We start from the raw sequence: 25,068 nt of genomic DNA, 5'->3' as shown, positions 1-25,068 counted from the left end.
CGTCGACCGACACCATGCTGCGTATCGACGGCGTGCACAAGTGGCTCGGGCACAATCATGTGCTCCGAGGCGTGGACATCGAGGTACGAACCGGGGAGATCGTGTGCATCCTTGGGCCGTCAGGCTCTGGCAAGAGTACGTTGCTGCGGTGCATCAACCACCTCGACCCCGTCGATGGCGGCGTCATCGAGGTGAACGGGGAGCGCGTCGGCTACCAACTGCACGACGGGCAGCTCTACGAACAGAGCGAACGCCGCGTGGCCAAGGCCCGCCAGCACATCGGCATGGTGTTCCAGCACTTCAACCTGTTCGGTCACATGACAGCCCTCGACAACGTCACCTATGGCCCGGTCCGGATTCTGGGCCGCCCCCGTAAGGAGGCAGTCGCGAGCGCGCGGCAGCTACTGGCCAAGGTCGGCCTTGCCGATAAGGACGACTCGTACCCCAGCCAGCTCTCGGGTGGCCAGCAGCAGCGGGTGGCGATCGCCAGGGCGCTAGCTATGGAGCCTCGACTCATGATGTTCGACGAACCGACCAGCGCGCTCGACCCTGAGCTCGTCGGCGAGGTGCTGCAGACGATGAGGCAGGTGGCGGAGGAGGGCATGACGATGATCGTTGTCACGCACGAGGTCGGCTTCGCACGCGAGGTCGCTGACCGGGTGGTTTTCATGGACCAGGGCCGCGTGCTTGAGGACGGACCGGCACGCAAGGTACTCGACGACCCGCAGCACGAACGCACAGCGTCCTTCCTCCGACGCGTGCACTAGTCCGGTAAGAAAGAAGGAACAGAATGACTGACAAGAAATTTACCCTGAGGAACGTGCGCCCGTGGGGCGCCGAGGCTGCGGACATCACGATCAGTGGTGGCGTCATCTCGGAGGTGGCACCTGCCTCGGGAACGTCCGACGCCGGTGACCTTGACGGTGGTGGTTTGCTGGCTCTGCCCGGGTTCATCAACACGCACGCCCACGTCGACAAAAGCTGGTGGGGCAAGCCGTGGGTGTCGTACACCTATTCCGACCACCCGACCGTCGAGGGCTGGATCGCGAACGAGCGCGCACAGCGCGGGAATTACGACATCCCCAACGTGAATTCGGCCGTAGCGGTGCTGCGCGAGTTCCTCCGTCACGGCACCACAGCGACCCGTACGCACATCGACGTCGACCTTGGCATCGGGCTGAAGGGCCTCGAGGCGGTGCAAACCGCGGTCGCTGAAGTTGACGGGGCGATCCAGGTCGAGACGGTGGCGTTCCCGCAAGACGGCGTCTTGCGCAGGCCGGGCGTGCTGCGGCTGCTCGACGAGGCTGCCCAGGCCGGGGCGGATGCCATTGGCGGCCTCGACCCGGGCACCATCGACGGCGACGTCGAGGGTCAGCTCGACGGGTTGTTCCAGATCGCCGTGGAGCGCGGCGTTGGCCTTGACCTGCATCTGCATGACTTCGGCTCGCTCGGCGCCTACGAGTACCGTCAGGTGATCCGCCGCACCATCGACGCCGGCCTCCAGGGCAGGGTGAACATCTCCCACGGTTTCGCCATGGGCTCATTGCAGAAGGGCGTGCAGGAGGAGATCATCGAGGGGCTTGCCGAGGCGGGCATCTCGTGGACCACCGTCGCGATGAGCGGCACCGCGCCGCTGCCCTGGCAGCAGCTGAGGGATCGCGGCGTTCCGCTGGGCCTCGGCACCGACGGCATCCGCGACCTGTGGTCGCCGTTCGGCGACGGAGACCTCCTGCGCGTGGCATTCGCCTTCGCACGCCTGCACGGGTTCCGCCACGACGACAAGCTCACCAACGCGGTCGAATACGCGACCAAATACGGCGCGCCTTTCGTCGGTCGGGAGCAGCACGACCTCGTCGCCGGTGCACGCGCCGACGTCGTGCTCCTCGACGCCGAGAACGTGCCGGACGCGCTCGTGCGCTGCCCCCAGCGGCGGCTCGTGGTCTCGGCAGGGCGCGTCGTCGCCCGCGACGGCGAAGTGCTGGTCTGACGCCACGCCCGCAGCACCTGATCGTTACGATCCTGGTCGCTGCGGGCACCGTGGGGTAGTTCGGAGACCCGGCTCTTGGGTCAACGAACCTGTGAGGGGTTCAGTCTCACCCGACGGAGCAGTTGGGCGTTCAGTGCGACCACGATCGTGGAAACGGACATTAGGACCGCGCCCGCGGCCGGGGACAGCACGATTCCCGCGAATGCCAGGACGCCTGCTGCCAAGGGAACGGCGATGATGTTGTAGCCAGTGGCCCACACGAGGTTCTGCCACATCTTTTTGTAGCTGGCCCTGGACAGGTCAACCATGGACAGCACCGCCCGGGGGTCGTTGCCGGCCAGGATCACCCCGGCTGTCTCCATGGCAACGTCGGTGCCGGCACCGATGGCGATGCCGATCTCGGCCCGGGCCAATGCCGGGGAGTCGTTCACACCGTCGCCAACCATCGCCACTTTCAGCCCACGGGTCTGCAGCTCGGCGACTTTCTTGTCCTTGTCCGCCGGTAGGACTTCGGCGAAGACTTCATCGATGTTCAACTCCGCTCCCACCGCTGTGGCCACCTGTTTTGCGTCTCCGGTGATCATGGCAACTTTGATGCCCCTGCTTTGAAGAGCGGCTACGGCCTGCAGGGACTCGGGCCGGATGGCGTCCTCCAGACTGACCGCACCGAGGATTCGGTCCCCCTCGATGACGTGCAGCACGGCCGCGCCACGCCCCATCCATTCATGCGTGGACGCCGCCAGGAGGCCAGGTTCCGTGAGCCTCAGTTCGCGCAGCATGGCCGGTCCGCCCACCTGGACAGTGCGGCCGTTGACCATCGCGCGCACGCCCAGGCCCGTCATCGAGGTGAAGCCCGTTGCGGGAGGCAATTCCAGGGCCTTGCTGCGGACCGCCCGGACGATGGCCCGGGCAACAGGGTGTTCGCTGTCGGATTCCACGGCCGCGGCCAACGACAACAGTTCATCTGTGCTGGTCCCTTCGACTGCGGCAGTGTCCTTGAGCTCGGGTTCACCCTTGGTCAGGGTCCCGGTCTTATCGAACAGAACGATGTCGACGGTGCGCATCCGCTCCAATGCGATCCGGTTCTTGATCAGCACCCCAGCCTTGGCGGCCTGTTCCGTGGAGATCGCAATGACCAGTGGAATGGCCAGCCCGAGGGCGTGCGGGCAGGCGATCACGAGCACCGTCACTGTCCGGGTGACGGCGTCGGGCAAGCTACCCAACAAGGCCCAGACAATAAAGGTGATGACACCGGCGATCGTAGCGAAGTAGAACAGGAACGCCGCTGCCCGATCCGCGAGCGCCTGGGCTTTAGAGGACGAGGCCTGTGCTTCGGCAACCAGCCGCTGGATGCCAGCCAGGGCCGTGTCGTCCCCGATCGCCGTTACCGTGACGCGTACGGTGTTGTCCGTGGCGACGGTCCCGGCCACCACAGGGTCTCCCACAGAACGCAGCACTGTTTTGGATTCACCGGTGATCATGGACTCGTCAAACTCCGCCTGCCCGTCAACGATGGTGCCGTCTGCGGGCATCCGTGCCCCGGAACGGACCAGAACAACATCCCCGGACTTGAGTGCTGAAACGGGCACCGTTTCCACGCCGGTGTCGGTGACGCGTTCGGCTTCGTCCGGCAGCAATGCCGCCAGAGCGTCCAAGGCGCCCTGGGCCGAGCCGAGAGCGCGCATCTCGATCCAGTGGCCCAGCAACATGATGGCCACCAGCAAAGCCAGCTCCCACCAGAAGTCCAAATCGAAGTTCCCGATCCGCAGACTAGTGGCCCAGGACGCCGCGAACGCAACACTGATGGCCATAGCGATCAACAGCATCATGCCCGGTTGCCGGGACTTCACTTCATTCAGGCCGCCTTTGAGGAACGGCATGCCGCCATAGAAGAAGATGACCGTTCCAAGAACGGGAGGGATCCAGACTGAGCCCGGGAACTCCGGCGGCATGTACCCCAGCAGGTGCCCGAACATCGGACTGAAATACACCACCGGGACCGACAGGGCCAGCGTTAGCCAGAACCTGTCCTTAAACATGGCCGTGCTGTGCCCGGCATGCTGCCCGTGGCTGTGCACGGCATGATCGTCCTGGGTGCCGCGTCCCTGCGGGTGGTCCTGGTGCTGATGCGATGGTCTCGGCAACCCGGCAGGTTCGTCCGCCCCGGTGTCGCTGACCGGCGAAGGGCGGCCGTGGTGATGGGTGTGGTCTGTCATGGTGTGCTCCTCCAGATACGGTCCCAAGCATCACCCGAAGGCGGTGCGGACCGAACGTATGTGGACTAGCTGCTGGTCAGGCTGTACCCGGCGGACGTCACGGCATCCCGAACAGCAGATGGCCCGGCGGTTCCGGTGACGACCAGGCGGGAGAGGCCCCCCGGTACGAGGTCAACGAACGCAGTATCGACGCCTTCGAGGGCCTTGACGGCCCGCTCGACGCTGGTCACGCAGCCCCCGCAGGTCAGGCCTTCAATGCCGTACTCAACGCCCGTTTCGATTGGCGGAGTGGGGCGGGTATTGGTGGAGCAGCAGCCGCAGCCCGAGGAGGAAGCAGTCAAGGGCAGTTCAGTGCGTGATGGTGTTTGCATGTCAGTTCCATTCATTGCAGAAGATGCGATGGTGCTGTGGTTGAGCGGGTGTAAAGAGGAAGCCAGACGACCCTCCGCGACATGCCACTCACTGACAACACCATCAATATACCCCCGGGGGGTATGAAGGGCAAGTGCTGTTTATTTCTCGCCGAATGGTTCGCGATTTCTGAGTGCGGTATTCAACGGACTTCGATGGCGCCCATCATGCCGAGGTCTTCGTGATCCAAGATGTGGCAGTGATAGACGGAGCGTCCGCTGAAGTCCTTGAATGCGATCCTGACCTTTACATGCCCGTTTGCGGGTACATTCACCACGTCCTGCCAGATGACCTGGTCGTTGTCGTGGCCGTTCTCCTCGACGATTTGCATTGGCCAGACATGGAGGTGGAACGGGTGATCCATGGGGCCGGCGTTGGTCAGCGTCCACTCCTCCACACCCCCGGCCGATACCGTCGTGTCTGTTCGGGTTTCGTCGAATTTCTTGCCGTTGATCGTGAAACTCATGCTGCCCCGGCCCATGGTCATGCCGGTGGACAGGAGGATCTGCCGGCGGGCAGCTACGGGCGCTGCCCGCAAGTCTTCGGCCACTTTTTGGAAGGGCACTGACGGGAGGGAAGCGACCGGTTCGCCGGTCACATGAAGAGTCGCCAGTGCGGTACCGTCCGACTGGTCTGCGGGGCTCCGTGTTCCGCGCCCCGGTCTCATCATTCCCTCCATGGTTCCCCGGTCCTGATAGAACGCGCGCAGGACGGAGCCGCCGGTTGCTGTGGTTACGAGAAGGTCTGCCCGGTTTCCGGGAATGAGTAGAAGTTCAGCCAGTGTCTTCGGTGTCGGGAAGCGGCCGGAGTCAACGCCAATGAGCTGCAACTGCTGACCGTCGAGTCGTAGCCGGAGGTAGCGGGCAACGCATGCGTTGATGATGCGCCATCTTTCGCGTTGCCCGGGACGGGCACTGAATTGCGGATTGCTTTGACCGTTGACCAGGATCAGTTCACCCTCCCGGCCCATCATTCGCTCCATTTCCGGGATCGCAGCGATATTGCCCAGGCTGTCCAGAGTGGTGTCCGAAATGACCAGCACCCGTTCCACACTTGCCTCGATCGGCACGGGGTCCTCGACGATGATCGCTCCAAAGAGGCCCGCGAAGATCTGATCAGCGACCATGCCGTGATGGTGGGGGTGATACCAGTACACGCCCGGGGGGTGATCCACGGAAAGTTTGTATTCGTAGTCGAAGGTGTCCCCGGGGTCCACCGAAACGAATACATTGTCTCCGCTGCCCTCCGGGGAGACATGGAGTCCGTGCACGTGCAGGTTAGTGGCCTGGGCCAGGTTGTTGACCAGCCCGATCCTCAGAACATCGCCCGGCTGTACTCTAAACGTTGGGCCGGGGACGCCGCCGTTATAGCCAAGTGCTGCAGCCTGCTGGCCGGCAAGCAACATTTGTCCGGGTGCGGCTTCGAGACGCACCCGCAGCTGGCCATTTGCACTCCGTTCCTCCGGAGGCTGGGTCAGCTCACGTCCCGTAACGGGATTCTGCCGCGAGGTCAGGGTCCAGAGCAGCCCGGCACTACCGGCCGCTGTTGCTGCCACGCCGAACCCGCCCAGCAACAGCGCCTGGCGACGGCTGATGGCTTGCACTAGTGGTCCTCACCGAGCACATTGAGATACTCGCGGTACTGGTCTGCTGTGAGTTCCCCTTTTGCAAAGCGCTCCTCGAGGATCTGACGGGCCCTGCTCCCTTTCATCGGCAGCGGGTCGTCTGGCCCCTGTGGGCCTGTGGGCGCGTAACCGCCACGGCCGGCGCCGAACACCCTTAGTGCCAGAAGTACAAGCAACGCGATGCCGATAAGCAGCAGAGGAATCCAAAGCCACATCCACACCATGCCTTGTCCATAACCCCACATCATGATCGGCACCCCTCACTCCTGAGATTTGCTCCCAGTCTTAGCCCGAATCCGAGCCGCACATAGAGTCCGAGGTCCCGGTCCTGCGCTGGACTGGTGCACGCTTACTCGAAAACGGCACGAGGACACCGCTCGACAGAGTCCAGTGAAGTTGAAAGACCGTTTCAGCGACATCCACGTCATCGGCAGCGGCGAGCTCGTCAGGTCACTCCTCGACCGCCAGGTCCCGTGGCCGGCTCAATCTTTACCTCTACCCACTCACGTTCTGCTCGGGCAGGCGCCTGTTCCCCGACGGCGCCGGAGTGCCCCCAAGCAAAACAAAAGCGTTCGACGGCGGGTGGGCACCCGCCGTCGAACGCTTCAGTTTTGTGGAACTACAGCTGGCTGACGGCCGGGTCGGACAAGGGCGCGCGCTGCGCACGTCCCCGCACCACAATCAGGGCGATAACAGCGATCAGGATGTAGATCATGTTGGCGGGACCGGCCAGCAACACCAGCGGGCTCTGGGGTCCCGCAGCCGCCTGGTCAATGCCGCCCGTGGACAGGAAGAGTGTGGGGTCATAGAGGGCATGCAGAATCATGGGCCAGATCAAGTTGCCTGTGACCCGCAGGGTCAGGTACATGCAGATGCCGAAGCCAAACGTGAAAGCGATGGTCACCAACACGGTGAGGATCGGCATACCTGACAAGGCATTTGCTGAGTGCATGAGAGCAAAGACCAAGGAAGACAGCACCATGACCACCCACTCGGACTTTCCCGAGTCGCGCAGCATTTTCACCACGATGCCGCGGGTCAGGATTTCCTCGGCAAAGCCAATCAGCAAGCCCGTGAGCAGCGTGATGACCACTACCGATGCCTGGTAACTGCCGTAGTTGATGCCCAGGAAGCGGAGCACGATGGCGGCCACCAGGAAGAACGGCGCGACCCACATCCACCAGTTCTTCTTGACCGGCTGGGGTGCGAACAGCGGTTTGAACCAGCCGACAGAGTATACAAAGGCCGCCAGGGCCACGCTGCCAACAATCAACGACAGAGTCAGGCCGACGAAGACGCTCTGAGGCGTGCGGAAGATGTCCTCAGCCACCACCTGGTCGCCCGCAACGGTTCCGATGACCAGTCCGGCGCCAAGGTAGATCGCCATATAGAGCACGGTCAGCAGGATGGCCCGCCACCATCCACCCTTGTCCCAGAATGCTTTCCAACGCGATGAATGGACGGTCTGGTCCACGTAGGGCTCCCTTTTTTGCGCATACGGGAGCGGCATGCCCCCTGTTAGAAATCTACTTGATGCAGGTCCTGCGCCGATCGCCAGGCGTGCCGGTAGTACTCGGCGTGTGCCAACCCGGCGGCGGCGTCCTCGTCGATGATCACCGTGGCCAGCGGATGCTGCTGAATGACCGAGCCCGGCACGGCTGATGAGACTGGCCCCTCCAACGCAGCTGCAGCGGCCTGCGCCTTGTTCGCACCGAAGGCGAGGAGGACCAGCTGCCTGGCACGGAGGATTGTCCCAAGGCCCTGGGTGATGCAGTGGGTGGGGACCTCTTCGGGAGAGCTGAAGAACCGGGCGTTGTCCTTGCGTGTTTGTTCGGCCAGAGCCTTGATTCGGGTGGACGATGCCAGGGAGGACCCGGGCTCGTTGAACCCCACATGACCGTTGGACCCGATGCCCAGGATCTGGATGTCGACGCCGCCCGCCTCTGCGATCATGGCTTCATACTCTGCTCCGGCCTGGGTGATGTCAGGGCCGGTGCCTCGCGGCGTCCACACCTGGTCCGGATTAAGGCCCAAGGGCTCCACTACTTCGCGGGTGATCACCGACCGGTAGCTCTCCGGGTGCTCTGGTGGGACGCCGAGGTACTCGTCCAAGGCGAAGCCACGCACTCCGGAGACGTCGATGGCCCCCTCGGCGACTGCGGCTGCCAGCGCAGCGTAGGTGGTCAGCGGGGTTGAACCTGTCGCGAGGCCCAGCACGATGCCCGGGTTGGTGATGATCTGCTGCGCGAAGATCGACGCGGCCACACTTCCGGCCTCGGCCTGGTCGCGGACAATGATGATTTCTGCCATGGGTCTTCCTTTGAATAACTGCTGGGGGACGTTGCTAGTCGGCGGCGATCGCCGCACCGACAGCGCCGATGGAGAGCCCCGGCGGGACCAACTGGACGCGATCGCCCAGGGCAAGACCGGAGAGGAACGGCGACGGAGCGCCGAACCGGGCAAGCTCCCGTTGGATACCGGTGAGAAGTGGCTGTCCGAGGGCGTTCAGGCCGCCGCCAATGTAGATGGAAGCGGGGTCGTAAGTCAGTCCGAGGATTCGGATGGCTGTGGCAACACCTTCGAAGAACCGCTGCTGAACAACTTTGGCGACCGGGTCGCCGTCGAGCACTGCCTCAAACAGTGAGACGGCAGGCCACTGGCCAGGGCCTTTCCACTGACGTGCAATGCCCGACCCCGAGGCGATGAGCTCCAGGCAACCCTTTTGGCCGCAGGGGCAGTCGTCGCCCTGCATCCCGAGGGGGAGGTGCCCGATTTCACCCGCAGCTCCGGACGTACCCCGGACCACACCGCCGTTGCTGACGTAGCCCGCCGCCAAACCCGTGCCGAGGTTCAAGTAGGCGCTGGAACCGGAGGCATCGCCGTCGGCCAGCAAATAGTGGGCTCCGATGGCGGCGGCATTGACGTCGTTTTCCACCACCACGGGCAGTCCCTGCTTGGCTTCCACCAGGCTGCCGAGGTCCAAACCGGCAACACCAACGTTCACGGCATTGGCTACATGGCCGGACTCCGTATTCACTGTTCCGGGGATTCCAATGCCCAGCCCGGAGAGGTTGCAGTCCACCAGGACTTCGGCGCTGCGCAGCTCCTCGAGGACGCCGAAGAGGGAGCTGAGCAGGGCGCCGTTTCCGAACCCGGTGGGACGCCGGACCGTGTGCAGGACGTTGCAGTCCTGGTCAACGGCGACGGCCTCAATCTTGGTGCCGCCGATGTCGACGCCGATCCTCACCGTGCGCGTGGCGGAGGGGCCGGATATGCGCGGGGCAGGCAAAACGGGAGTGGAGCTCAGTGTCATCAGTGATCTTTCGGGGTTGGCACCCAAGTAGGTCGCAGCAAATGTTCCAACGAGGGCTCAATCGGGCATCTGCTGCTACTTAGTTGGGTGAGAGGGGGACGGGGAGTCCGGCTTCGAGGCTTCGGTTGGCGGCTTCGACGATTGCGACGATGCTGAGGATCTCCCGCAGGGGTACGTTCGGTGTCCCGCTGCGAATGGATCTCACGATTCCCTCCAAGAGGCCAACCAGCATGGGAGGGCCGGCTTCGATCGAGAACTCCGCGCAGCCGCCATCGGATTCGATGCGCCCAGTAGTGAACGGACTCCAGTCCGCCTCGCCCTTCATGGCGACCACGCGTCCGTCACCCCACCTCACCGTCACCGTGGTGGCGTCGCCGTCGGAACCCGGCCTCCCGGCGTCGACCGTTACTGCCTCCGGGCCGGCACCGAGCGCGGCCACTGCGAGGTCAACCAGATGCACGCCATACCAGGCCAGGCCTGGGTGGCCGGGCTGGGTAGGTAGGGGCCCGTCCAGGGAAACGGACTGACACGGCCCTCCAGCCAAAGCCGCTTGGAATTCCGGCGTGAACCTCTTGGGGGACCCCGCCAGGACCAAAGCGCCGGAGGCTTGCGCCTGGGCGATCATGGTCCGGGCCTCAGCCAGGGTGGGGGCGAAGCGCGTGTCCACATAGATCGGCTTGCCGAACCGCACCACGCGCTGAAAGTAGCGCGGATGCGTCCGTGCATCGGAAGACACGATGAGCAGCGCGTCGCAGGCCTCGGCCACGGCCTCGGGCGAATCGCACATGACGACGCCCAGCCCGCTCACTTCTTCGGCGAAGTCATCGATGCGGTCGCGGCTCAACGGAAAGTCCGACGCCGGTTCCCCCTTCCACGCGTGCGTCACCACGCCGCCGGGGACCATGCCGTCGAAGCCATTCCCGAAGAGCCGCGTAAACGACGGCGCGTGCGGGGAGTCGACGCCGATGAGACCGAAACGGAGGGGCGCAACAGGCGTCATCCCTTCACCCCGCTGTGCGTGATGCTGGCGACGATGTGCTTCTGCAGGAGGGCGAAAATCACCAGGCAGGGGATGAAACTGACCAGCGTTGCGGCCATGACGTTGGACGTGGAGGCGGTCTCGGTGTTCAACGTTGCCAAGCCCACGGTGAGCGTCCGTGCGGCGTCCGACTGGCCCACTACCAACGGCCAGAGGAGGTCGTTCCAATGCCACAGGAAGACGAAGATGGCCAGGGTTGCCAGGACGGGACGGATCAGCGGAAGCACGATCTGCCAGAAGGTCCGCCATTCGCCGGCACCGTCGATGCGGGCGGCGTCGAACAGTTCCTCCGGCATGTCCCGGACGAACTGCCGGATGAGGAAGATCGCCTGGGCGTTGGCCAGTGTGGGCAGGATCAGGCCCCAGAGGGTGTTCACACCGCCCATCTTGGAGATGAGGATGAACGTAGGAATCAGGGTGGCCTGGACGGGCACCATCATGGTGGCGATGATGGCCCACAGCAGCGCATTCCGTCCCGGGAACCTCTTGCGGGCCAACGCATAGGCGGCCATGGAAGCGGTCAGCAGGACAACCACCACGGACACCGCTGAGTACAGGAACGAGTTCCACAGCCAGAGCGGGAATTCGCCCACATTGAAGATGCGGATGATGTTGTCCAACGTCAGTGATGACGGCAGCGCGTAAGGCAGGGTGGGTGCGTCCTCGGGGGAGAGGGCCAGCACGGCGACGGCAATCAGGGGCGCCACTGTGAACAGCGAGATCACTGCCAACACCCAGGTCAGGGTGCGCTGCCGGCGCTTCTCGGTGCTGCGCCGGGGGTTGGGGAGCCGGCCAACAGTTGGAGGGGAGACGGTGGCAGTCACTTGGAGTCCTTACCTTCGAAGAAGCGCTGCTGGATGAGCGACAGGATGAGCACGATGACGAACAGCACCACGCCGATGGCCGAGGCATAGCCGAAGTCGAAGAACTTGAAGCCTTCATCGAACAGGAAGTAGATGAGGCTGTGGCTGGCCCGTGCGGGTCCGCCTCCGGTCATGACATAGATGGTGTCGAAGACCTGGAATCCGACGATCGTCTCGATGACCAGGACAAAGAACACCACGGGCTTCAGCAGGGGCAACGTGACGTACCAGAACGATTTCCAGGCGCCTGCCCCGTCGATGCGGGCAGCCTCGTGGACTTCGGCCGGCTGTGCTTTGAGCCCGGCCAGGAAGATCAGCATGGAGTAGCCGAAGCCTTTCCACACGGACACCACGGCCAGGGACAGCAGGACCAGCAGCTGGGGTCCGGAGGTGAAGGGGACGGGGCCCATGCCCAGGCCGCCCAATGCCGCATTCAGCGGACCATCCGTGGAGAAGATCCAGGTCCAAATGATGCCGGCCATGACGAACGAGCTGAGGTACGGAATGAACAGCAGCGCCCGGAAAGTCCCGGTGAACCTGACCAGCTTGTCCAGGAGAACAGCCCCGGCCAATGACACGGCGATGATGAACGGGACGAAGATCGCCACGTACAGGAACGTCACCTTGAGGCTTTGCCAGAAGTTGGGATCCTCTGCCAGCCGGACGTAGTTGTCTGCGCCCAGGAATTCGAAGTCGCCGTTGAGGCTGTATTCGGTCAGGCTCATGGCTCCGGCCCCGAAGATGGGGAGGAATTTGAAGAGACCGAAAATGACCAGGGTGGGCAGGACGAAGAGGATGCCGGCCAGTGCCTCGCGGTTACGGGCTTTCCTGGCCCCAAAAGGCTTGAGCGGTGGTGCCGTCAGCGCTGGATGTCGGCCGGCCAGTGTGCTTCTGGTGCGGGTGTTTACAGACATGGGGTGACCAATCGGTGGTGGGGCTGGACTCAGGATGCCGAGCGCTGCAGGATGCCGCGGGCTTCTTTGGCAGCACGGTCAAGGGCTTCCTTTGCGCTGACATCGCCGCGCAGGGCCGCCTGGATGTTCGGCGCGAGGGCGCCCATGACCTGGCGCGCAACGGGGGACGGTTCGCCGGGGTTGGCGGACTTCAGGGCCTCGGCCATGGCGATGGAATCGGCGTCCGTACCAAGGGCTGCGGCGTCGCTGCGTGTGGGCAGGTTGCCTGCGGCGGCGTTGAGGGCCTTCTGGGACTCAGCGGAGCTCAGGTAGCTCATCACCTTGTAGGCAGCTTCGCGGTTTTCCTTCTTGTTGATGGAAGTCAGCGCGAGCAATCCGGGGTTGCCGTACGTCGCCTGGACCTTGCCCTGCAAGGGTGCGCCCAAGGCAACGTTGTCGGCGCCGAGGGCGGCGCGCATCTGCTTCAGCTCCGGCAGCGAGGTGGTGGCCCGCATTGCTGCCTTGCCGGTGGCGATCGGCGCCCCTTCAACTTTGGGGCCGTCGGTGGCGGCATCCGCGGGCAGTCCGCCGAGCTTCTTGAGGTCCATCAGCAGCTGCAGCGCCGAAACACCGGCCTCCGAATCGAAGGCGATGTCCTTGGCATCATCGGTGAACACCGTTCCGCCTGCCTGCCACAGCAGAGGATAGAAGGACAGGTTCAACGTCTGTTCAGGGCTGCCGGCGTAGTCCATCACCGCGATGCCCTTTTCCGCCAGGACCGGCGCCGCGCTGCGGAGATCGTCCCAGGTCTTGGGCAGCGGCACTCCTGCGTCCGCAAAGATCTTGGTGTTGTACGCCGTGGTGTTGATGTTCTGGAACAGGGGAACGCCGAACACCTCTTTGTCGAACGTCGCCGCTTCCAACGTCCCGGGATAGAAGCTGTCCTTGTCCTGCTCAACGGCCTTGTCCACCGGCAGCAGTCCGCGCACGTTGCGGTAGGTGGCTGCTTGGTCGGGCGTAATGAGCACGACGTCGGGTCCCGAGCCTGCGGCCAGCGCCGCCGAGATCTGGGCGTCCCGCTTGTCGAACGTCTGGAGTTCGATACTCAGGTCAATTCCAGGGTTCGCCTTCTCGAAGCTAGCCTCGGTGTCCTGCCAGAACTTCTTGCTGGCGGTCTCGTCCTTGATGACCGGGTACATCCAGAGCGTCACCTTGCCGGTGGCCTGGCCGCCGTCGGACGTTGGCGAACCGGTGGAACCGCAGGCGGTGAGCGTCAAAGCGGCGGTGACGACGGCGGCAGTTGCCAAAGCGGCGCGGTGCATCTTGCGTGTGAACATGGTGGCTACTTTCGGGTGAGGGTGGCTTCTTGGATTGCGCTGAGCGCGAGCTCGTGGCGGCTGGCTGCTACGGGTGCGGTGAGGAGGGGATCGCCGCATTCGCGCATCCAGTCGAAGAGGATTGCGGAGAGATCCCTGAGGATCTCCGATTGCTCCGGATTGCCGGCGATGTTGTCCAGTTCCTCTGGATCCATCGTCAGGTCGTAGAGTTCCAGCGCCGGACTGGTACCGATGGTTGGCCCGCCAAGGTCTGCGGGCAGGCTGCGGTGAATCCAGGATTGTGTGGGATCCATGGCGCGTGGTGCGTTGGAGAAGTTGACGATCAGTTTGTGCGTGGATGTCCGCACTGATCGTTTGGGGTCGTAATACGTGTGGTGGCTCAACTGGCTGAAACAGTGGCTTCGCGGAGCATCTCCCGCTTCCACGGCCGGCCGTAGGGTGGTCCCGGCGAGGCCGTCCGGAGTTGGCAGTCCTGCCAGATCCATCAAGGTGGGCAGGACATCCACGTGACTGACGATGTTCCCCACCCGTCGCCCGGACCACAGGGGGTTCCCCGGATGGCGGAGCATCAGCGCAACGCCGAGTCCGGCGTCGTACAGGGTGCACTTTGCGCGGGGGAGGGCAAGCCCGTGGTCGGTAGTGAACAGCACCAGCGTCTGGTCGCGGAGGCCGAGCGAATCGAGTTCCGCGAGAATGCTCCCGACGCCTTCGTCCATGTGTTTCACGGCGCCCTGGAGCTCGGCTATCTCCTCGCGGGCGCCGACGTCGTCCACCAAGTGGGCTGGAACGGTGTGGCCCAGGGAGACGTCCGGTTCCACGCCGTCGGCAAGGAATCCCATCACGCCCGGGCGGTCACGTTCGGAAGGCACCCGGTGCGGCTCCGTGAAGCCGACCTGCAGGTAGAAGGGCCGGTCGCTGCCGGACAGGCGACGCAAGGCGTCGGTGGCACGATCCACGACGACGTCCCGCGCGCCACCCGTACGGGCGTGGTCGAAACCGAGCCTGCCGGCCACGACGTCGTCCGCCAAAACACGCGATTCGTGGTGCACGCCCACCAGCTCGGTTTGATAGCCGACGGACTTCAGCCTGTAGGCAATGTGGTCTTTCGGTTCCTTGAGATCCCAGCTGAAAGGCTCGTGCGTCAGCCCGAGGACACCATTGGTCTGGGGGTACGTACCGGTGAACAAGGAGGCCCGGGCCGGGCTGCAGTGGGGAGCGGTGGCGAAGGCCTGCTCGAAGAGCACGGACTCATCGGCCAGGGCGTCCAAGTGCGGGGTTGAGACCGTTTCCACTCCGTACGTGCCCAGGAAGCGGCCGAGGTCGTGACAGTGGATCAGGAGGATGTTTTGCACGTTCAGCCCATCCTTTCGAGGTCGGCGCGGGTGAGGGCGTGTTCCATGGGCTGGCCGCCGATGAAGCGGCGGAGTTCATCAACCACGATCCCGCCGGCCCTGCGCCTCGAGTCGACGGTGGCTCCGCCGAGGTGGGGAGTAAGGAGCACGTTTGGCAGGGAGCGCCAGGGATCACTTGCCGGCAGGGGTTCTTCGTCGAAGACGTCCAACGCAGCATCAATCCGGCCCGAGTGCACCTCTTTGTAGAGGGCTTCCATGTCCACGATGGTGGAACGGGCCGTGTTCACGAACGCGGCCCCGTCCGGGAGCAAGGCGAGTTCGGCGGCACCGATGAGCCCTGCGGTTTCGGGGGTGGCCGGAGCATGGACAGCGACGACATCGCTGTGGGCCATGAGGTCATCCAAAGTGGCGGAGCTGGCTTCGAGGGAATCTCCCGTGGGGATGTACGGGTCGAAGACGGATACTTTCGCGCCGAGTGCCCGGCAGGCCTCGATGTAGCGGCGGCCTGTCCGTGACGCTCCAACGACTCCAATGCGGGCACCGGAGATTTCACGGGCGCGTTGGACGTTGCGGGCGTCGTCCCAGTTGGCTCCGGAACGGAGGCCGTGATCGAGCCGGTGCACGCGACGCAGCAGGTTCAGCGTGAAGGTGAGCGAGAGTTCCGCGACGGCCGGTGCCATGGCTGCGCCGGCTTGGGAGATGGGAATGCCTGCGGCCCAGAAGTCTTCGCTGACCAGGGCGTGCAGTGATGAGGCGGCGTGGACGACGCACTTGAGGTTCGGCGCCGCCGCCAGGTGTTCGGCGTCGAGGCGGGGGAAACCCCAGGCGGTGATGAACGCGTCCTTGTCTGCGGCAGCGGCGGAGAAAGCACCCAATGACTGAAGTTCGGCGGGGGCGACTTCGGTGACCTCGCCGAGTCCGTCCAGGGCGGCGCGGGTTTCGGGGGAGATGAAGGCCGCCCGTTCCGCATCCGGGATGCTCAGCAGGATCTGCAGCCGGGTTGCTGTGGGTGGCGAGGATGTCGATGCAACGCCTTTGTTGTTGTTCATGGGACCGAGATTGCCAGTTTCAATATCTTTTGTCAATGACTAAAGTAAGTACAATGGAGAGTGTGAAGGCATCCGGACTGCGGATGCCAGAATGGGGGAGATCCCATGCGACGCGACAACAGGAGCCACCAGCAATGAAGCCACGCGCAGGCAGCAAGGCCCTGATCCGCGAGATCAATGAGGCCTTGGTGCTGGACATTGTCCGGACACAGGCGCCGGTGTCGCGCGCCAAAATCACGGTTCAAACAGGGTTGAGCGCAGCCAGCGTCACGGGGATTACCGGCAAACTCATCCAATCCGGACTGTTGGTTGAGACCGAGATTGCGCCCAGCACGGGCGGCAGGCCGGCACGCCTGCTTGAGCTCGGCCGCGAAGGCGTTTTCGCGGCTGGGGTGAGGCTGTCCGCCACGGAAGCGCACGCCGTCGTGGTCGATTTGCGCGGTGACGTGGTCTCTACGCACAGCGAGCCGTTGGCATCCACCGAGCCTGGCGAGGCGGCCGCGGCCGCTGCCCGGGCTGTTCGATCCGCAGCCGGGCAAATGGAGTCCAGGCTTATTGGGGTGGGCGCGGCTGTTTCCGGTGTGGTGGATCAAGCCGGTGGCCTGGTGCGGCACAGCGGGGCGATGGGTTGGGCCGACGTCAAATTCCAGGTTCTCCTTGAAGAAGCTGCAGACCAGCCGGTGGTCATCGACAGCTTGGTCAACGCCTACGCGCGCGGCCTGCTGTTCGACGACGTGTTCAAGGGCCGCGAGATGCTCATCTTCAGCGTCGGCACCAGCCTGGGGGCCGCCGTCGTGGTTGAAGGCCGTATCCAACGCGGCTTCAACGGCGCCGCAGGTGGCTTCGCCCATTCGCGTGCCATTACCGGACCCGGACCAGCCAGGCCCTGCCACTGCGGCGCCGAGGATTGTTGTGAAACCCGCGGCAGCTTGTGGGGCATGCAGCAGGAGTTGGCGCGAAATGGCCAGGACCGGGGCCTGGACCCCGACGTCGATTCCAGCCTGATTGCCGACGCAGCCGGGCACCTGGGCATCGGGATGGCGAACGCCGCCAAAGTGCTGGGCCCGGAACAGGTGGTGGTGGGCTTCGCGCCCGAAGCGGTTCTGGGGACATTTGCCGAGCAGACCAAGCGCGCGTTCTTGAGTCAGTACCTCCACGCGAACACTCCGCCTCCCTTGTTTGATGCAGCAATTGCAGATCCCGTTGCGCTGGCACGGGGTGCTGCGTGCTCCGTGCTGGCGGGCTTGTTCACGGCCAGCCCAACCGGGTAGCAGCAGATGCCGTTTTGGGGGCTCAAAACGGCATCTGCTGCTACGTGGATTCCTCCTAGCGCCGCATGGTTTGCATCGCCTGCTGATCGTCAATCCGCACGAGGTTGGGTCCCCGCAACGTGTACAGGAAGCCGTCCTCGTCGGCTGTGATGTGGGGGCCGCTGTACCAGCCGCCGTTGATGTCCGCCGCAACAACCGACACCGCAAATGTGATCGGGTCGATGCGGAACACCGTTGTGTCTGAGACCCCGTAGACAATCCCGCGGCTGACCTGGAGGGCGCCGAAGTCAGTGCAGACGCTGCTCAGGTCGCCCCGGTGAACCACTTGGCGGGTGTCGAGGTCAATGACGAACAAGCCCGCGGCCTTGCGGGACATCCCGTAGAGGTACTTGCCGTGGATGGCCATTGCGGCGATCCCTTGGGGCTGTCCGGGATCCAGCCGCCACAGCTCCTGGTTGGCCACCGGGTCCCAAGCCACCACAGTGCTCCGGGGGCCGGTGGCGTAGATGTTGTCCCCGCCGAGGTAGGCCACGCCGTCCTTTGTGGCCACGGCCCGGACCATCTGGAGGGCATCGATTGGATTGACCTTGGTGATGACCTGCGTTGTCACCGGGTTGTATGCGGCGAAACAGCCGCCACCGCCGGTATCGTTCTGCGCGCCGGCAATGACCAAACCGTTAACGGCGTCCCAGCAGACATCCAGGGGGCGGTTTTGCCCGGCAGGAAGGGCAGCCACTTGATAGGGGAGTTGCCCGGTAGAGGGATCGTAGGCGTAGATGCCCCGGGAGTTGTACTGGCCCGTGTAGAGGATGCCGCCAACGATCACGGCATCCTTGGCCTCGCCTGTTGCCCGGAGATAGGACACCTGCCCGGTAGCCAGTTGGTGACGGGCTATGGTTCCTGTGCCGCCCACATAAACGTTCCCGGCGCCCGCCGCGAGGCCCATGCAAAGCTGCGGCCCGCCCGGCGCTCCGGCCTGCGTGAGGTCGTGTTTGACGGCGGTCTTCGCTACAGGATCGACTTCAATGACGTCGTAGGAGGAGACCGTCAGTGCCTTGTTGCCGTAGACGTCCAAGCCCCACATGGCGCCAACATCCTCCGTGAGGATTTGGGTGATCTTCTTGCTGAGCATGTTGTAGGACCAGACGCCAGGTTCCTTGACGAAGAAAACGTCGTTGCCCAACTGCCTGAACATCACGCCGGTCTTGGCAATGATCGTGTATTTGGAGTGGTCGGCCAGATTGATCAGAACGGACTTTCCCGGTCCCTTGACCCCTACTCCCAGCTGCCCATTCAGCACGCTGAGGGACGTGACAGAGACACCAGTCGCTACTTCTGCCGGAAGGATGTTCGTGGAGGTCTTCGTTGTCCGATCGAACGCAAAGAGGCGGGCCGGGCTGGAACCGTTGCCGCCTCCCAGCGTGCTGCCCGTGCCGAAATACACGTGGCTGGCAGTGGCAGCCACAGCCTGGGCAATGGTGGCTCCAGGGTCCGGGACACCCCAACTGGTCATGACATTCGTTGCGGGATCGTATTCCCACAGGGACGGTGCGTTGGTGGTCAACCCGCCACCGGCAACGTAGACCTTGCCGTCCGGCGCTACAGCCAAAGCCCGGATGTCCCGATCTCCAGTTTCGCCGACACCCACTGCCGGGGCATTCGGTGTGCTGAGGTCCCAGCGGTAGAGGTTGGGCTTCCCGTCGACGCCCTCGCGCAGCACGCCCGCATAGAGGTAGCGGCCGGTGGAGTCAGCAGCCAGGGCTTGGATGCTGTACCCGGAGCCGAGGTCTGTCCTTGAAGTGATGGTGCGCGTGGGGAGGTGGAAGCCGATGATCCGCACAGGGTTGAGGTTGCGGGAACCGATGTAGACGGTGTCGCCCACCAGCAGCGAGCTCATCAGGGAAAACTGCACGACGGCGGGTCCCAGATCGGTGATTTGCGGACCACCAGCGGTCTGCCTTTGTGGTGCGGCGTGGGCTGCGCCGGAGGACATTGCTGACAGTGCTACGGCGAGTCCGCCGATGCCCCCGGTCTGCAGCAATTGACGACGATTGATGGCAAATGTGGACATGGAAGATCTCCTCATTGAGTATCCCGTGGGGCATTTATCGTGGGGTGGTGTGGTGCCGTCCGGGACGTTCCGGAGGCGTCCTGTGCACTGCACTCAGGGTTTCAGGCAGGGGCTGGGAAATCCATGATTCGAACATTTTCAGACATTCGAAGACTGGAGGTCAGTGCCGACTTTTCCGGTGATGATCGCGGCGGAATTGGGTCGGAGAAAAGCCCGTCTTCTTTGTGAAGAGCCGGCTGAAGTAGGCGGGATCGTCGTATCCGGTGAGCGTGGCGACGCGTTGGACCGGCAGGTCAGTGTCCGCCAAGAGCGATTGGGCACGCGACATCCGGAGCTGGATCACCAGCTCTTTCGGCCCCACGCCCGTGGCCGTCTGGACCGCGTGCCGAAGTTCGGAGGCGGTCACGTTCAATGAAGCAGCCAGTTGCGGCAAGCTGAGCGGGAGATGGGCCATCTCATGAAGCCTGGTGAGCAGTTTCTCTTCATCTCGGGGGGACCCGCTGGCGCCATGGTTACGGTGCTTGCCGGCTTCGACGAGTACCCGCTGGCAGAGTAGTGAAGCATCCAAGTCCGAGTGGTGACCGCCCACCGAGAGAGCCGCACGCAGGGCTGGAAAAAGTCCAAGTGATTCCATCAGGTCCTGCTCTGACGAACCATCAAGCTGCAGCAATGGGGAGTCGCGGGCGTAGCACCCCAACTCTTCAAACGCTCTCGCCATAGGTCCGGTGAACAACAGCCAGTGTTCATTCCACCCCGCAGGCTCAGGTCCGTACCCATGGCTCACACCCGGAAAAAGCCACATGATCGCGGGAGCGCGGACCTCGAATCTCCTACCGTCAACAGAAAAATGGCCCGAACCTTCGGACACCAGGACGATGCCGTGGCTGCTGAGGGTCCGGCCGGCAAAGGACGGTAACAGGCCACTTTGTTCCCCGGCACCCAGACAAGCAAGGCCAAGGTCACGAAGGGGGAGTGCCGGGTGCCGGTAGCTTGACCAATTGTCCATAGGCTCCCATGCTGCCCGTACCCGAAGGGCAAAACAAGCCACACAAAAGTCCAAGTATCTGCAAACCTGAGTCCATTCACTTCACTGCCCGGCACTGCCACAGTGGACAGCATGTTGACTTCGAATGGCTATGTTTTGGACGAATCGGAGGCCCGCCTCGCCGAGCTGGAACCGGTACCCCTTTCCGAACGTGGAGATCGCGGCGCCCTGTGGTCAAGGCTTCGCAGGGACGGGTACCTCTACTTGAAGGGGCAGCTCAATCCGGACCACCTGATGGATTTCCGCGGGTTCTACTTTGCATCTCTGGGCGAAGCCAACGTGTACGCGGCAGGAACGGATCCCCGTGATGGCATTGCGGCGCCGGGCGACGTGGACCGTGCTGCGTTGCGCCGCGGACTCTTTGACCGGATCGTTCCCGGGCCCGAGTACCAGGCACTGTGCACAGCAGAGGGCGTTGCCGACTGGTTCGAATGGTTCCTCGCAGACGATGTCCATCTGCACCGACGCAAAATCATTCGCCACACCAAGCCCGGTGAAAGCGGGATTGGTACGGCCACGCAGGCGCACTACGATCTTGTCTATCTGCGCGAGGGCAGCGATCGCGTGCTCTCCATGTGGATACCGTTGGGCGATTGCCCTCGGGAGCGGGGTGGCTTGGCTTACCTCGAGGGCAGCCACCACTGGGTGATGGCCCAGGAGCGTGAGGGAACTCTGAAGATGCCGGCCGCCTCAATCACCGCCGATCTTCCGGCGCTGGCGGAAGAACGCGACGCCAGATGGCTCATCACTGACTACGAGGTTGGCGATGTGGTGGTCCACTCTGCGCACATCGTCCATGCGGCGCTGGACAACACGGACCGGCACGGCACCATGCGCTTGTCCACGGACATCCGCTACCAGCGGTCGAGCGAACCTATCGATTGGCGCTGGCAGGAGCACTGGAATTACGACGACGGCCTCTAACCCGCCGCGGCGACTTTCCACCACTCCACGGTGGCCGCTGCAGCTTCCGGCAGGGGAGTCGGTTCCAGGCCCAGGAGCTTCTGGCTTTGCGAGGAATCGATCACGGAACTATCCGATTGAGCGAATCTTCTTTTTCCGGCGTCGTGGGCTTCATTCAACGAGCGTCGGATAGTAGGAGCACGCTTCCGCAACCACCCGTTCACGATTCAGCCTTTTCCCAAGAATGTGAGCGGCCCGCGTTTCGCCGGGTTGGGCCTCCGGAACGAACATCAAAGCAGTTGAGGGAGCATCTGGGTCCGAGGTCAGGGCGTGGTTAAGCCATTGGTAGAGTCGGCGGTTCTGCAGACACTTTTGGTCGACCACGACGACGATGAGTTCGTAGGGGTCGTCGTCTATATGCGGATCCAGCACAAGGATGTCGGCGTCCTCCTCTCGTGCGGGATTGATGGAAGTGACGCTCTCCTTGAAGATGTCGTCATGGGCATACTTGCGGAATCGCAGGCCGTAGGTGAAACCACACTGGATCGAGGGTCCACTCCTGACATTCACATCTAGGTCGGCAACGCTCTTCCCGACGTACTCGACTCGCACTTGTTACCCCTTTTGCTCGCAGAAGTGGTTAGCCGCTGGACAGTTTGTCGCGGAGTTCGGCTAGCTCGGGGTTGTTGGTGGCAAGTCGTTGAAAGATCGGGCGTGGACCCGGCATCGGTGCTGCCCGCACCGATGGGTTTGGTTTCGTGCGTTCAATCCAGTTCTGGGCGCTGAAGAGGTGTTTGGAGTGGACGCTTTTCGTTGGGTTCTGGGGGACGAGGATCTTTGACTCTTCCGAGCAGGACGCGCTGGTTATCACGGATGAGAAGTTTGCTGGAGCCCACGCGAATTGGGAGTTTTCCACGAACTGGTGGTGAGCAGCGCGGCCGAGGAGAGCGCAAAGCCAGTCAGCGAACTGGATGGTTGCATAAAGATGGCTCTCGACTTGCATCGGGGCCTCGACCACTCGTCGCAGATCGGTCTTGCTGTTGGAGTAGATGAAACTGGCCATCACGGACACCGCTTCGAGGCGGGGCTTATCGTCAACGCTGTCCAGAACGATCATGATGTCCCTGTCCAGGCGACCGGCATGCCAACTGAGCCTCCGAAGGGTTTGACGTAAGGCGTGGGCGCTGCGGTCTGCGGCACTTTCGCCGGTTTCCTTGGCGCTGCCCAGTGGCTTGACCTGGCCGTAGAAGATGACCTTGCCGCCGAGCTTGTCGAGTTTGCGCATCAGGCGCTTGAATGCCCTGGTCAGTTCCGGGTACTGCTCGATGTTCTTCGTCGTGAACAAAGAGGCGCCCTTCTTCTCCCAGCGTCGCGGGTGCGCACCGTCTCTCTCGATCTCGAAGCGGAGAAGGTTCTCCTTGATGTACTCGAAGTAGCCGCCGAACTCACGGACGTTCTCAGCGGGCATAACAAAGCCGGCGTATCCGAAGACCGGATGCGTGTTGAACTTCGTGTGGGAATCCGAGATGTATGGACCGATGTGGCCGAACTCGTCCAGATAAGCGATGAGCATTTCTCGATGCTACAACTGCTCCGCCGGAGAACACGAAAGCCCGCGCAGAGCGCGGGCTTCGGAAATGGCGCGTAATCCGCTATGGAACCCGCTACCGGAAACTACTCTAGAGGAACCAGCTTCATTTTTCCAATGAGAAATTCCTTCAGTGATCCTATTCTCAAATTTTCAAGGTCTCCCGTTCCACCGTAACAAGTGTGGAAACGACGGGGCGCCTTCTGGAAAGGAGATGACGTGCGCGCAAGTTTCTTGGTTGGCCACGGCCCAGTTGTCCACTGTAGCCCGCTTTTGGACAGTTACTTTGCCTCCTTGATAGCGCCGCGCCACCACATCATCGTTGCTTCTGCAGCTTCCGGCAGGGGAGTCGGTTCCAGGCCCAGAAGTCGCTGGCTGACAGAGGAGTCCATCACGAACGGGCGCTCGAACTGGTAAAGGAGTTCGGCCAGCTCGCGCATGTCCGTGGAGAAAATGCCCGCCACCCGCAGCACCCAACCTGGCACGGCACTCACCTTGGGTGCAGCAACGCCCGCGGCGGCCGCATGGGCTGTGGCCATTTCCCGTTGGGTCACGGCGGGGCCGGTGGGGGCATGCAGCACACTGTTCCAGAGTTCGGGCTTCTGCGCGGCTGCAATCATCGCCGCTGCGAGGTCCGGGACGTACGTGAAGGAGTGGGGCTGGCCCGTAGCTCCGATGAACTGCACCGCCTTGCCCGCCAGGATCGGCGTCACCATGCGCTCGCCGGCATGGGCTGTCTTCACGCGTGGCCCAAAGAAGTCGCCGGCCACCACGCTGATCGTGGCGGCCGCGTGGGCCTGCCGCGCCTCCAGCAGCGCAGTCCGAATGCCGCGTTTGCCGCCCCCTGCTTCCCGCTGGCTCGATTCCGTCATGATCCGGTCCGGCTCGCTGTACGAGTAGAGACTTTCGGGGAAGACGACGACGGCGCCCGCGGCCGCCGCTGCGTCCATCACCACCTGCTCGGCTTTGGGGAGTTCGGCGGCCCACGCTGATGCCCGGTAGGCGGATCCGTGGATGCAATGGAAGACCGCGGTTGCGCCCTTCATCGCTTCATCCAACTGCGCTGGATCCGCGACGTCCGCCCGGACCCGTTCTACCAGTGGATGCTCCGGACCGCTGCCCGAGCGCGTCAGCACCCGGACTCGATGACCCTGCTCTGCCAGTTGCTCCGCGACGGTGTAGCCAACGGGTCCTGCTCCTGTGACGACGTACATGGGTTCCTTCTTCCGGGGTTGAGTGCGTGACCATCGAAAAACGAGAGCACCGCTCTCTCATTCAGGATGAACGCTCGTCACCTCGATGTCAAGAGCACTGCTCTCGTTTGTTGACAGCGCTCTCTGTTGTGGGAGGCTGTGATCATGACTTCAGCCGAACCTGCCGCCGTCAAAGCCAAGCAGAAGCCCTCGACTCCCCGCGAACGTGCCCGAACGCAGACCATCGCCGACATTATTAGGCTCGGTCGCGAGCACCTTGCCGTTCATGGCGCGGCCGCCCTGTCCCTCCGCGCAGTGGCGAGGGATCTCGGCGTCGTGTCCTCTGCTGTGTACCGCTACGTAGAGAACCGCGATGAACTCCTCACGCTCCTGCTGATTGATGCCTACAACCAGCTTGGCGATGAGGTGGATGCGGCCGTCGATGCAGTCCCCGGGCAGGATTTTGCCGGGCAGTTCAAGGCCCTGGCCAAAGCGGTGCGTACGTGGGCCATCCGCGAACCGGCCAGCTATTCCCTCCTTTTCGGCAGTCCCGTCCCGGGGTATCAAGCACCGGGTGAGCGCACTACCGTCCCCGGTACGCGGGTCATCGTCCGCCTCGTCGGTATCTTCGATGCCGCCTACCGGGCTGGCGCGCTCAACGCCGCAGCGAGTCCCGCCGTCGTGATTCCCGAAGGGTTGGCCGCAGACCTGGCGGCCATTCGGGGCGAGATGGATCTCGCCGCACCCGACGCAACCTTGGCTCGGGGTGTCCTGGTGTGGACGTCCGTGTTTGGTGCTATCAGTTTCGAAGTTTTTGGGCAGTACGGACGCGATACCTTCGCCGCCCGCGATGAGCTGTTCGACCATCAGCTCAGCGTCCTTCAAGGCGTGGCGGGGCTCCAAGGCTAGGGCG

23 protein-coding genes are annotated in these 25,068 nt (G+C 63.4%); 5 read left to right on the top strand and 18 right to left on the bottom strand.

Translation table 11 applies throughout. From position 1 onward, the window contains the following. Positions 1 to 14: 14 nt before the first annotated feature. Positions 15 to 767, top strand: coding sequence for an amino acid ABC transporter ATP-binding protein (locus N7568_RS15725; RefSeq protein ID WP_261610732.1), 753 nt, complete (start codon positions 15 to 17; stop codon positions 765 to 767). Between the two features lie 23 nt (positions 768 to 790). Then, positions 791 to 1,987 (top strand): amidohydrolase, encoded by a 1,197-nt coding sequence (locus tag N7568_RS15720; RefSeq protein WP_261610731.1) that lies wholly within the window; start codon positions 791 to 793, stop codon positions 1,985 to 1,987. An 80-nt stretch (positions 1,988 to 2,067) separates the two neighbouring features. Here the strand turns inward: N7568_RS15720 and N7568_RS15715 are convergent, their stop codons facing one another. The 13 genes from N7568_RS15715 to N7568_RS15655 form a co-directional block, all read right to left on the bottom strand. After that, a complete protein-coding gene (locus tag N7568_RS15715) occupies positions 2,068 to 4,203 on the bottom strand; it encodes a copper-translocating P-type ATPase (protein ID WP_261610730.1) in 2,136 nt (711 codons plus the stop codon). Positions 4,204 to 4,268: 65 nt separating this feature from the next. Further along, entirely contained in the window at positions 4,269 to 4,574 is a 306-nt protein-coding gene (locus N7568_RS15710; protein ID WP_261610729.1) for a heavy-metal-associated domain-containing protein, read from the bottom strand. A 182-nt stretch (positions 4,575 to 4,756) separates the two neighbouring features. After that, positions 4,757 to 6,217 carry a multicopper oxidase family protein gene (locus N7568_RS15705; RefSeq protein ID WP_261610728.1) on the bottom strand — a complete coding sequence of 487 codons (1,461 nt, stop codon included), beginning with the start codon at positions 6,215 to 6,217 and terminating at the stop codon, positions 4,757 to 4,759. Then, a complete protein-coding gene (locus N7568_RS15700; protein ID WP_261610897.1) occupies positions 6,217 to 6,486 on the bottom strand; it encodes an SHOCT domain-containing protein in 270 nt (89 codons plus the stop codon). The genes N7568_RS15705 and N7568_RS15700 overlap by 1 nt, the downstream gene beginning before the upstream one ends. A gap of 371 nt (positions 6,487 to 6,857) precedes the next feature. Continuing rightward, positions 6,858 to 7,712: a CPBP family intramembrane glutamic endopeptidase gene (locus N7568_RS15695; protein WP_261610727.1), complete on the bottom strand. Its 855-nt coding sequence runs from the start codon at positions 7,710 to 7,712 to the stop codon at positions 6,858 to 6,860. Positions 7,713 to 7,756: 44 nt separating this feature from the next. Then, complete coding sequence (locus N7568_RS15690) at positions 7,757 to 8,548, bottom strand: glucosamine-6-phosphate deaminase (RefSeq protein WP_261610726.1); 792 nt, start codon at positions 8,546 to 8,548, stop codon at positions 7,757 to 7,759. A gap of 34 nt (positions 8,549 to 8,582) precedes the next feature. Then, the gene (locus N7568_RS15685; RefSeq protein ID WP_261610725.1) at positions 8,583 to 9,551 is read right to left on the bottom strand and encodes an ROK family protein; all 969 of its coding nucleotides are present in this window, start codon (positions 9,549 to 9,551) and stop codon (positions 8,583 to 8,585) included. Between the two features lie 79 nt (positions 9,552 to 9,630). Then, positions 9,631 to 10,551, bottom strand: a complete 921-nt coding sequence (locus N7568_RS15680) for a Gfo/Idh/MocA family protein (RefSeq protein WP_261610724.1) — start codon at positions 10,549 to 10,551, stop codon at positions 9,631 to 9,633. Next, positions 10,548 to 11,414 carry a carbohydrate ABC transporter permease gene (locus N7568_RS15675; RefSeq protein WP_261610723.1) on the bottom strand — a complete coding sequence of 289 codons (867 nt, stop codon included), beginning with the start codon at positions 11,412 to 11,414 and terminating at the stop codon, positions 10,548 to 10,550. The genes N7568_RS15680 and N7568_RS15675 overlap by 4 nt, the downstream gene beginning before the upstream one ends. Continuing rightward, positions 11,411 to 12,367, bottom strand: coding sequence for a carbohydrate ABC transporter permease (locus tag N7568_RS15670; RefSeq protein WP_261610722.1), 957 nt, complete (start codon positions 12,365 to 12,367; stop codon positions 11,411 to 11,413). The genes N7568_RS15675 and N7568_RS15670 overlap by 4 nt, the downstream gene beginning before the upstream one ends. 29 nt (positions 12,368 to 12,396) lie before the next feature. Next, complete coding sequence (locus N7568_RS15665) at positions 12,397 to 13,683, bottom strand: extracellular solute-binding protein (protein ID WP_261610721.1); 1,287 nt, start codon at positions 13,681 to 13,683, stop codon at positions 12,397 to 12,399. A 5-nt stretch (positions 13,684 to 13,688) separates the two neighbouring features. Then, positions 13,689 to 15,035 (bottom strand): sulfatase family protein, encoded by a 1,347-nt coding sequence (locus N7568_RS15660; RefSeq protein ID WP_261610720.1) that lies wholly within the window; start codon positions 15,033 to 15,035, stop codon positions 13,689 to 13,691. Positions 15,036 to 15,037: 2 nt separating this feature from the next. Then, a complete protein-coding gene (locus N7568_RS15655; RefSeq protein WP_261610719.1) occupies positions 15,038 to 16,084 on the bottom strand; it encodes a hydroxyacid dehydrogenase in 1,047 nt (348 codons plus the stop codon). Between the two features lie 134 nt (positions 16,085 to 16,218). Here N7568_RS15655 and N7568_RS15650 point away from each other — a divergent pair, with 134 nt between their 5' ends. Then, on the top strand, positions 16,219 to 17,355 hold the full coding sequence (locus N7568_RS15650) for an ROK family transcriptional regulator (protein WP_261610718.1): 1,137 nt from the start codon (positions 16,219 to 16,221) through the stop codon (positions 17,353 to 17,355). Between the two features lie 55 nt (positions 17,356 to 17,410). Here N7568_RS15650 and N7568_RS15645 read toward each other — a convergent pair whose 3' ends face one another. Continuing rightward, on the bottom strand, positions 17,411 to 19,426 hold the full coding sequence (locus tag N7568_RS15645; RefSeq protein ID WP_261610717.1) for a hypothetical protein: 2,016 nt from the start codon (positions 19,424 to 19,426) through the stop codon (positions 17,411 to 17,413). 160 nt (positions 19,427 to 19,586) lie between these two features. Next, on the bottom strand, positions 19,587 to 20,432 hold the full coding sequence (locus N7568_RS15640) for a helix-turn-helix transcriptional regulator (protein WP_261610716.1): 846 nt from the start codon (positions 20,430 to 20,432) through the stop codon (positions 19,587 to 19,589). Positions 20,433 to 20,543: 111 nt separating this feature from the next. Between N7568_RS15640 and N7568_RS15635 the strand changes: the two genes are divergently transcribed. After that, complete coding sequence (locus tag N7568_RS15635; protein ID WP_261610715.1) at positions 20,544 to 21,395, top strand: phytanoyl-CoA dioxygenase family protein; 852 nt, start codon at positions 20,544 to 20,546, stop codon at positions 21,393 to 21,395. 150 nt (positions 21,396 to 21,545) lie between these two features. Here N7568_RS15635 and N7568_RS15630 read toward each other — a convergent pair whose 3' ends face one another. From N7568_RS15630 to N7568_RS15620, 3 genes are all read right to left on the bottom strand, one after another. Continuing rightward, positions 21,546 to 21,986, bottom strand: coding sequence for a hypothetical protein (locus N7568_RS15630; RefSeq protein ID WP_261610714.1), 441 nt, complete (start codon positions 21,984 to 21,986; stop codon positions 21,546 to 21,548). A 28-nt stretch (positions 21,987 to 22,014) separates the two neighbouring features. Beyond that, positions 22,015 to 22,947, bottom strand: a complete 933-nt coding sequence (locus N7568_RS15625; protein ID WP_261610713.1) for a DUF3800 domain-containing protein — start codon at positions 22,945 to 22,947, stop codon at positions 22,015 to 22,017. Between the two features lie 296 nt (positions 22,948 to 23,243). Next, the gene (locus N7568_RS15620) at positions 23,244 to 24,176 is read right to left on the bottom strand and encodes an NAD-dependent epimerase/dehydratase family protein (RefSeq protein ID WP_261610712.1); all 933 of its coding nucleotides are present in this window, start codon (positions 24,174 to 24,176) and stop codon (positions 23,244 to 23,246) included. A 144-nt stretch (positions 24,177 to 24,320) separates the two neighbouring features. Here N7568_RS15620 and N7568_RS15615 point away from each other — a divergent pair, with 144 nt between their 5' ends. Continuing rightward, positions 24,321 to 25,064 (top strand): TetR/AcrR family transcriptional regulator, encoded by a 744-nt coding sequence (locus N7568_RS15615; RefSeq protein WP_261610711.1) that lies wholly within the window; start codon positions 24,321 to 24,323, stop codon positions 25,062 to 25,064. Positions 25,065 to 25,068: the final 4 nt, after the last annotated feature.

Origin of the sequence: Paenarthrobacter aurescens (assembly GCF_025421775.1) — a bacterium.
Taxonomy (GTDB): domain Bacteria; phylum Actinomycetota; class Actinomycetes; order Actinomycetales; family Micrococcaceae; genus Arthrobacter; species Arthrobacter aurescens_B.
The sequence above is the reverse complement of the archived record's forward strand: the minus strand, read 5'-3'. Positions and strand labels throughout refer to the sequence as shown.

Excerpts from the sequence above, each read along its gene's own strand:
- N7568_RS15655 (WP_261610719.1), bottom strand. The coding sequence starts at position 16,084 with ATGAACAACAACAAAGGCGTTGCATCGACATCCTCGCCACCCACAGCA.
- N7568_RS15635 (WP_261610715.1), top strand. The coding sequence starts at position 20,544 with ATGTTGACTTCGAATGGCTATGTTTTGGACGAATCGGAGGCCCGCCTC.
- N7568_RS15710 (WP_261610729.1), bottom strand. The coding sequence starts at position 4,574 with ATGCAAACACCATCACGCACTGAACTGCCCTTGACTGCTTCCTCCTCG.
- N7568_RS15725 (WP_261610732.1), top strand. The coding sequence starts at position 15 with ATGCTGCGTATCGACGGCGTGCACAAGTGGCTCGGGCACAATCATGTG.
- N7568_RS15615 (WP_261610711.1), top strand. The coding sequence starts at position 24,321 with ATGACTTCAGCCGAACCTGCCGCCGTCAAAGCCAAGCAGAAGCCCTCG.
- N7568_RS15670 (WP_261610722.1), bottom strand. The coding sequence starts at position 12,367 with ATGTCTGTAAACACCCGCACCAGAAGCACACTGGCCGGCCGACATCCA.
- N7568_RS15715 (WP_261610730.1), bottom strand. The coding sequence starts at position 4,203 with ATGACAGACCACACCCATCACCACGGCCGCCCTTCGCCGGTCAGCGAC.
- N7568_RS15650 (WP_261610718.1), top strand. The coding sequence starts at position 16,219 with ATGAAGCCACGCGCAGGCAGCAAGGCCCTGATCCGCGAGATCAATGAG.
- N7568_RS15700 (WP_261610897.1), bottom strand. The coding sequence starts at position 6,486 with ATGATGTGGGGTTATGGACAAGGCATGGTGTGGATGTGGCTTTGGATT.
- N7568_RS15720 (WP_261610731.1), top strand. The coding sequence starts at position 791 with ATGACTGACAAGAAATTTACCCTGAGGAACGTGCGCCCGTGGGGCGCC.
- N7568_RS15665 (WP_261610721.1), bottom strand. The coding sequence starts at position 13,683 with ATGTTCACACGCAAGATGCACCGCGCCGCTTTGGCAACTGCCGCCGTC.
- N7568_RS15685 (WP_261610725.1), bottom strand. The coding sequence starts at position 9,551 with ATGACACTGAGCTCCACTCCCGTTTTGCCTGCCCCGCGCATATCCGGC.
- N7568_RS15640 (WP_261610716.1), bottom strand. The coding sequence starts at position 20,432 with ATGGACAATTGGTCAAGCTACCGGCACCCGGCACTCCCCCTTCGTGAC.
- N7568_RS15645 (WP_261610717.1), bottom strand. The coding sequence starts at position 19,426 with ATGTCCACATTTGCCATCAATCGTCGTCAATTGCTGCAGACCGGGGGC.
- N7568_RS15620 (WP_261610712.1), bottom strand. The coding sequence starts at position 24,176 with ATGTACGTCGTCACAGGAGCAGGACCCGTTGGCTACACCGTCGCGGAG.
- N7568_RS15690 (WP_261610726.1), bottom strand. The coding sequence starts at position 8,548 with ATGGCAGAAATCATCATTGTCCGCGACCAGGCCGAGGCCGGAAGTGTG.
- N7568_RS15625 (WP_261610713.1), bottom strand. The coding sequence starts at position 22,947 with ATGCTCATCGCTTATCTGGACGAGTTCGGCCACATCGGTCCATACATC.
- N7568_RS15680 (WP_261610724.1), bottom strand. The coding sequence starts at position 10,551 with ATGACGCCTGTTGCGCCCCTCCGTTTCGGTCTCATCGGCGTCGACTCC.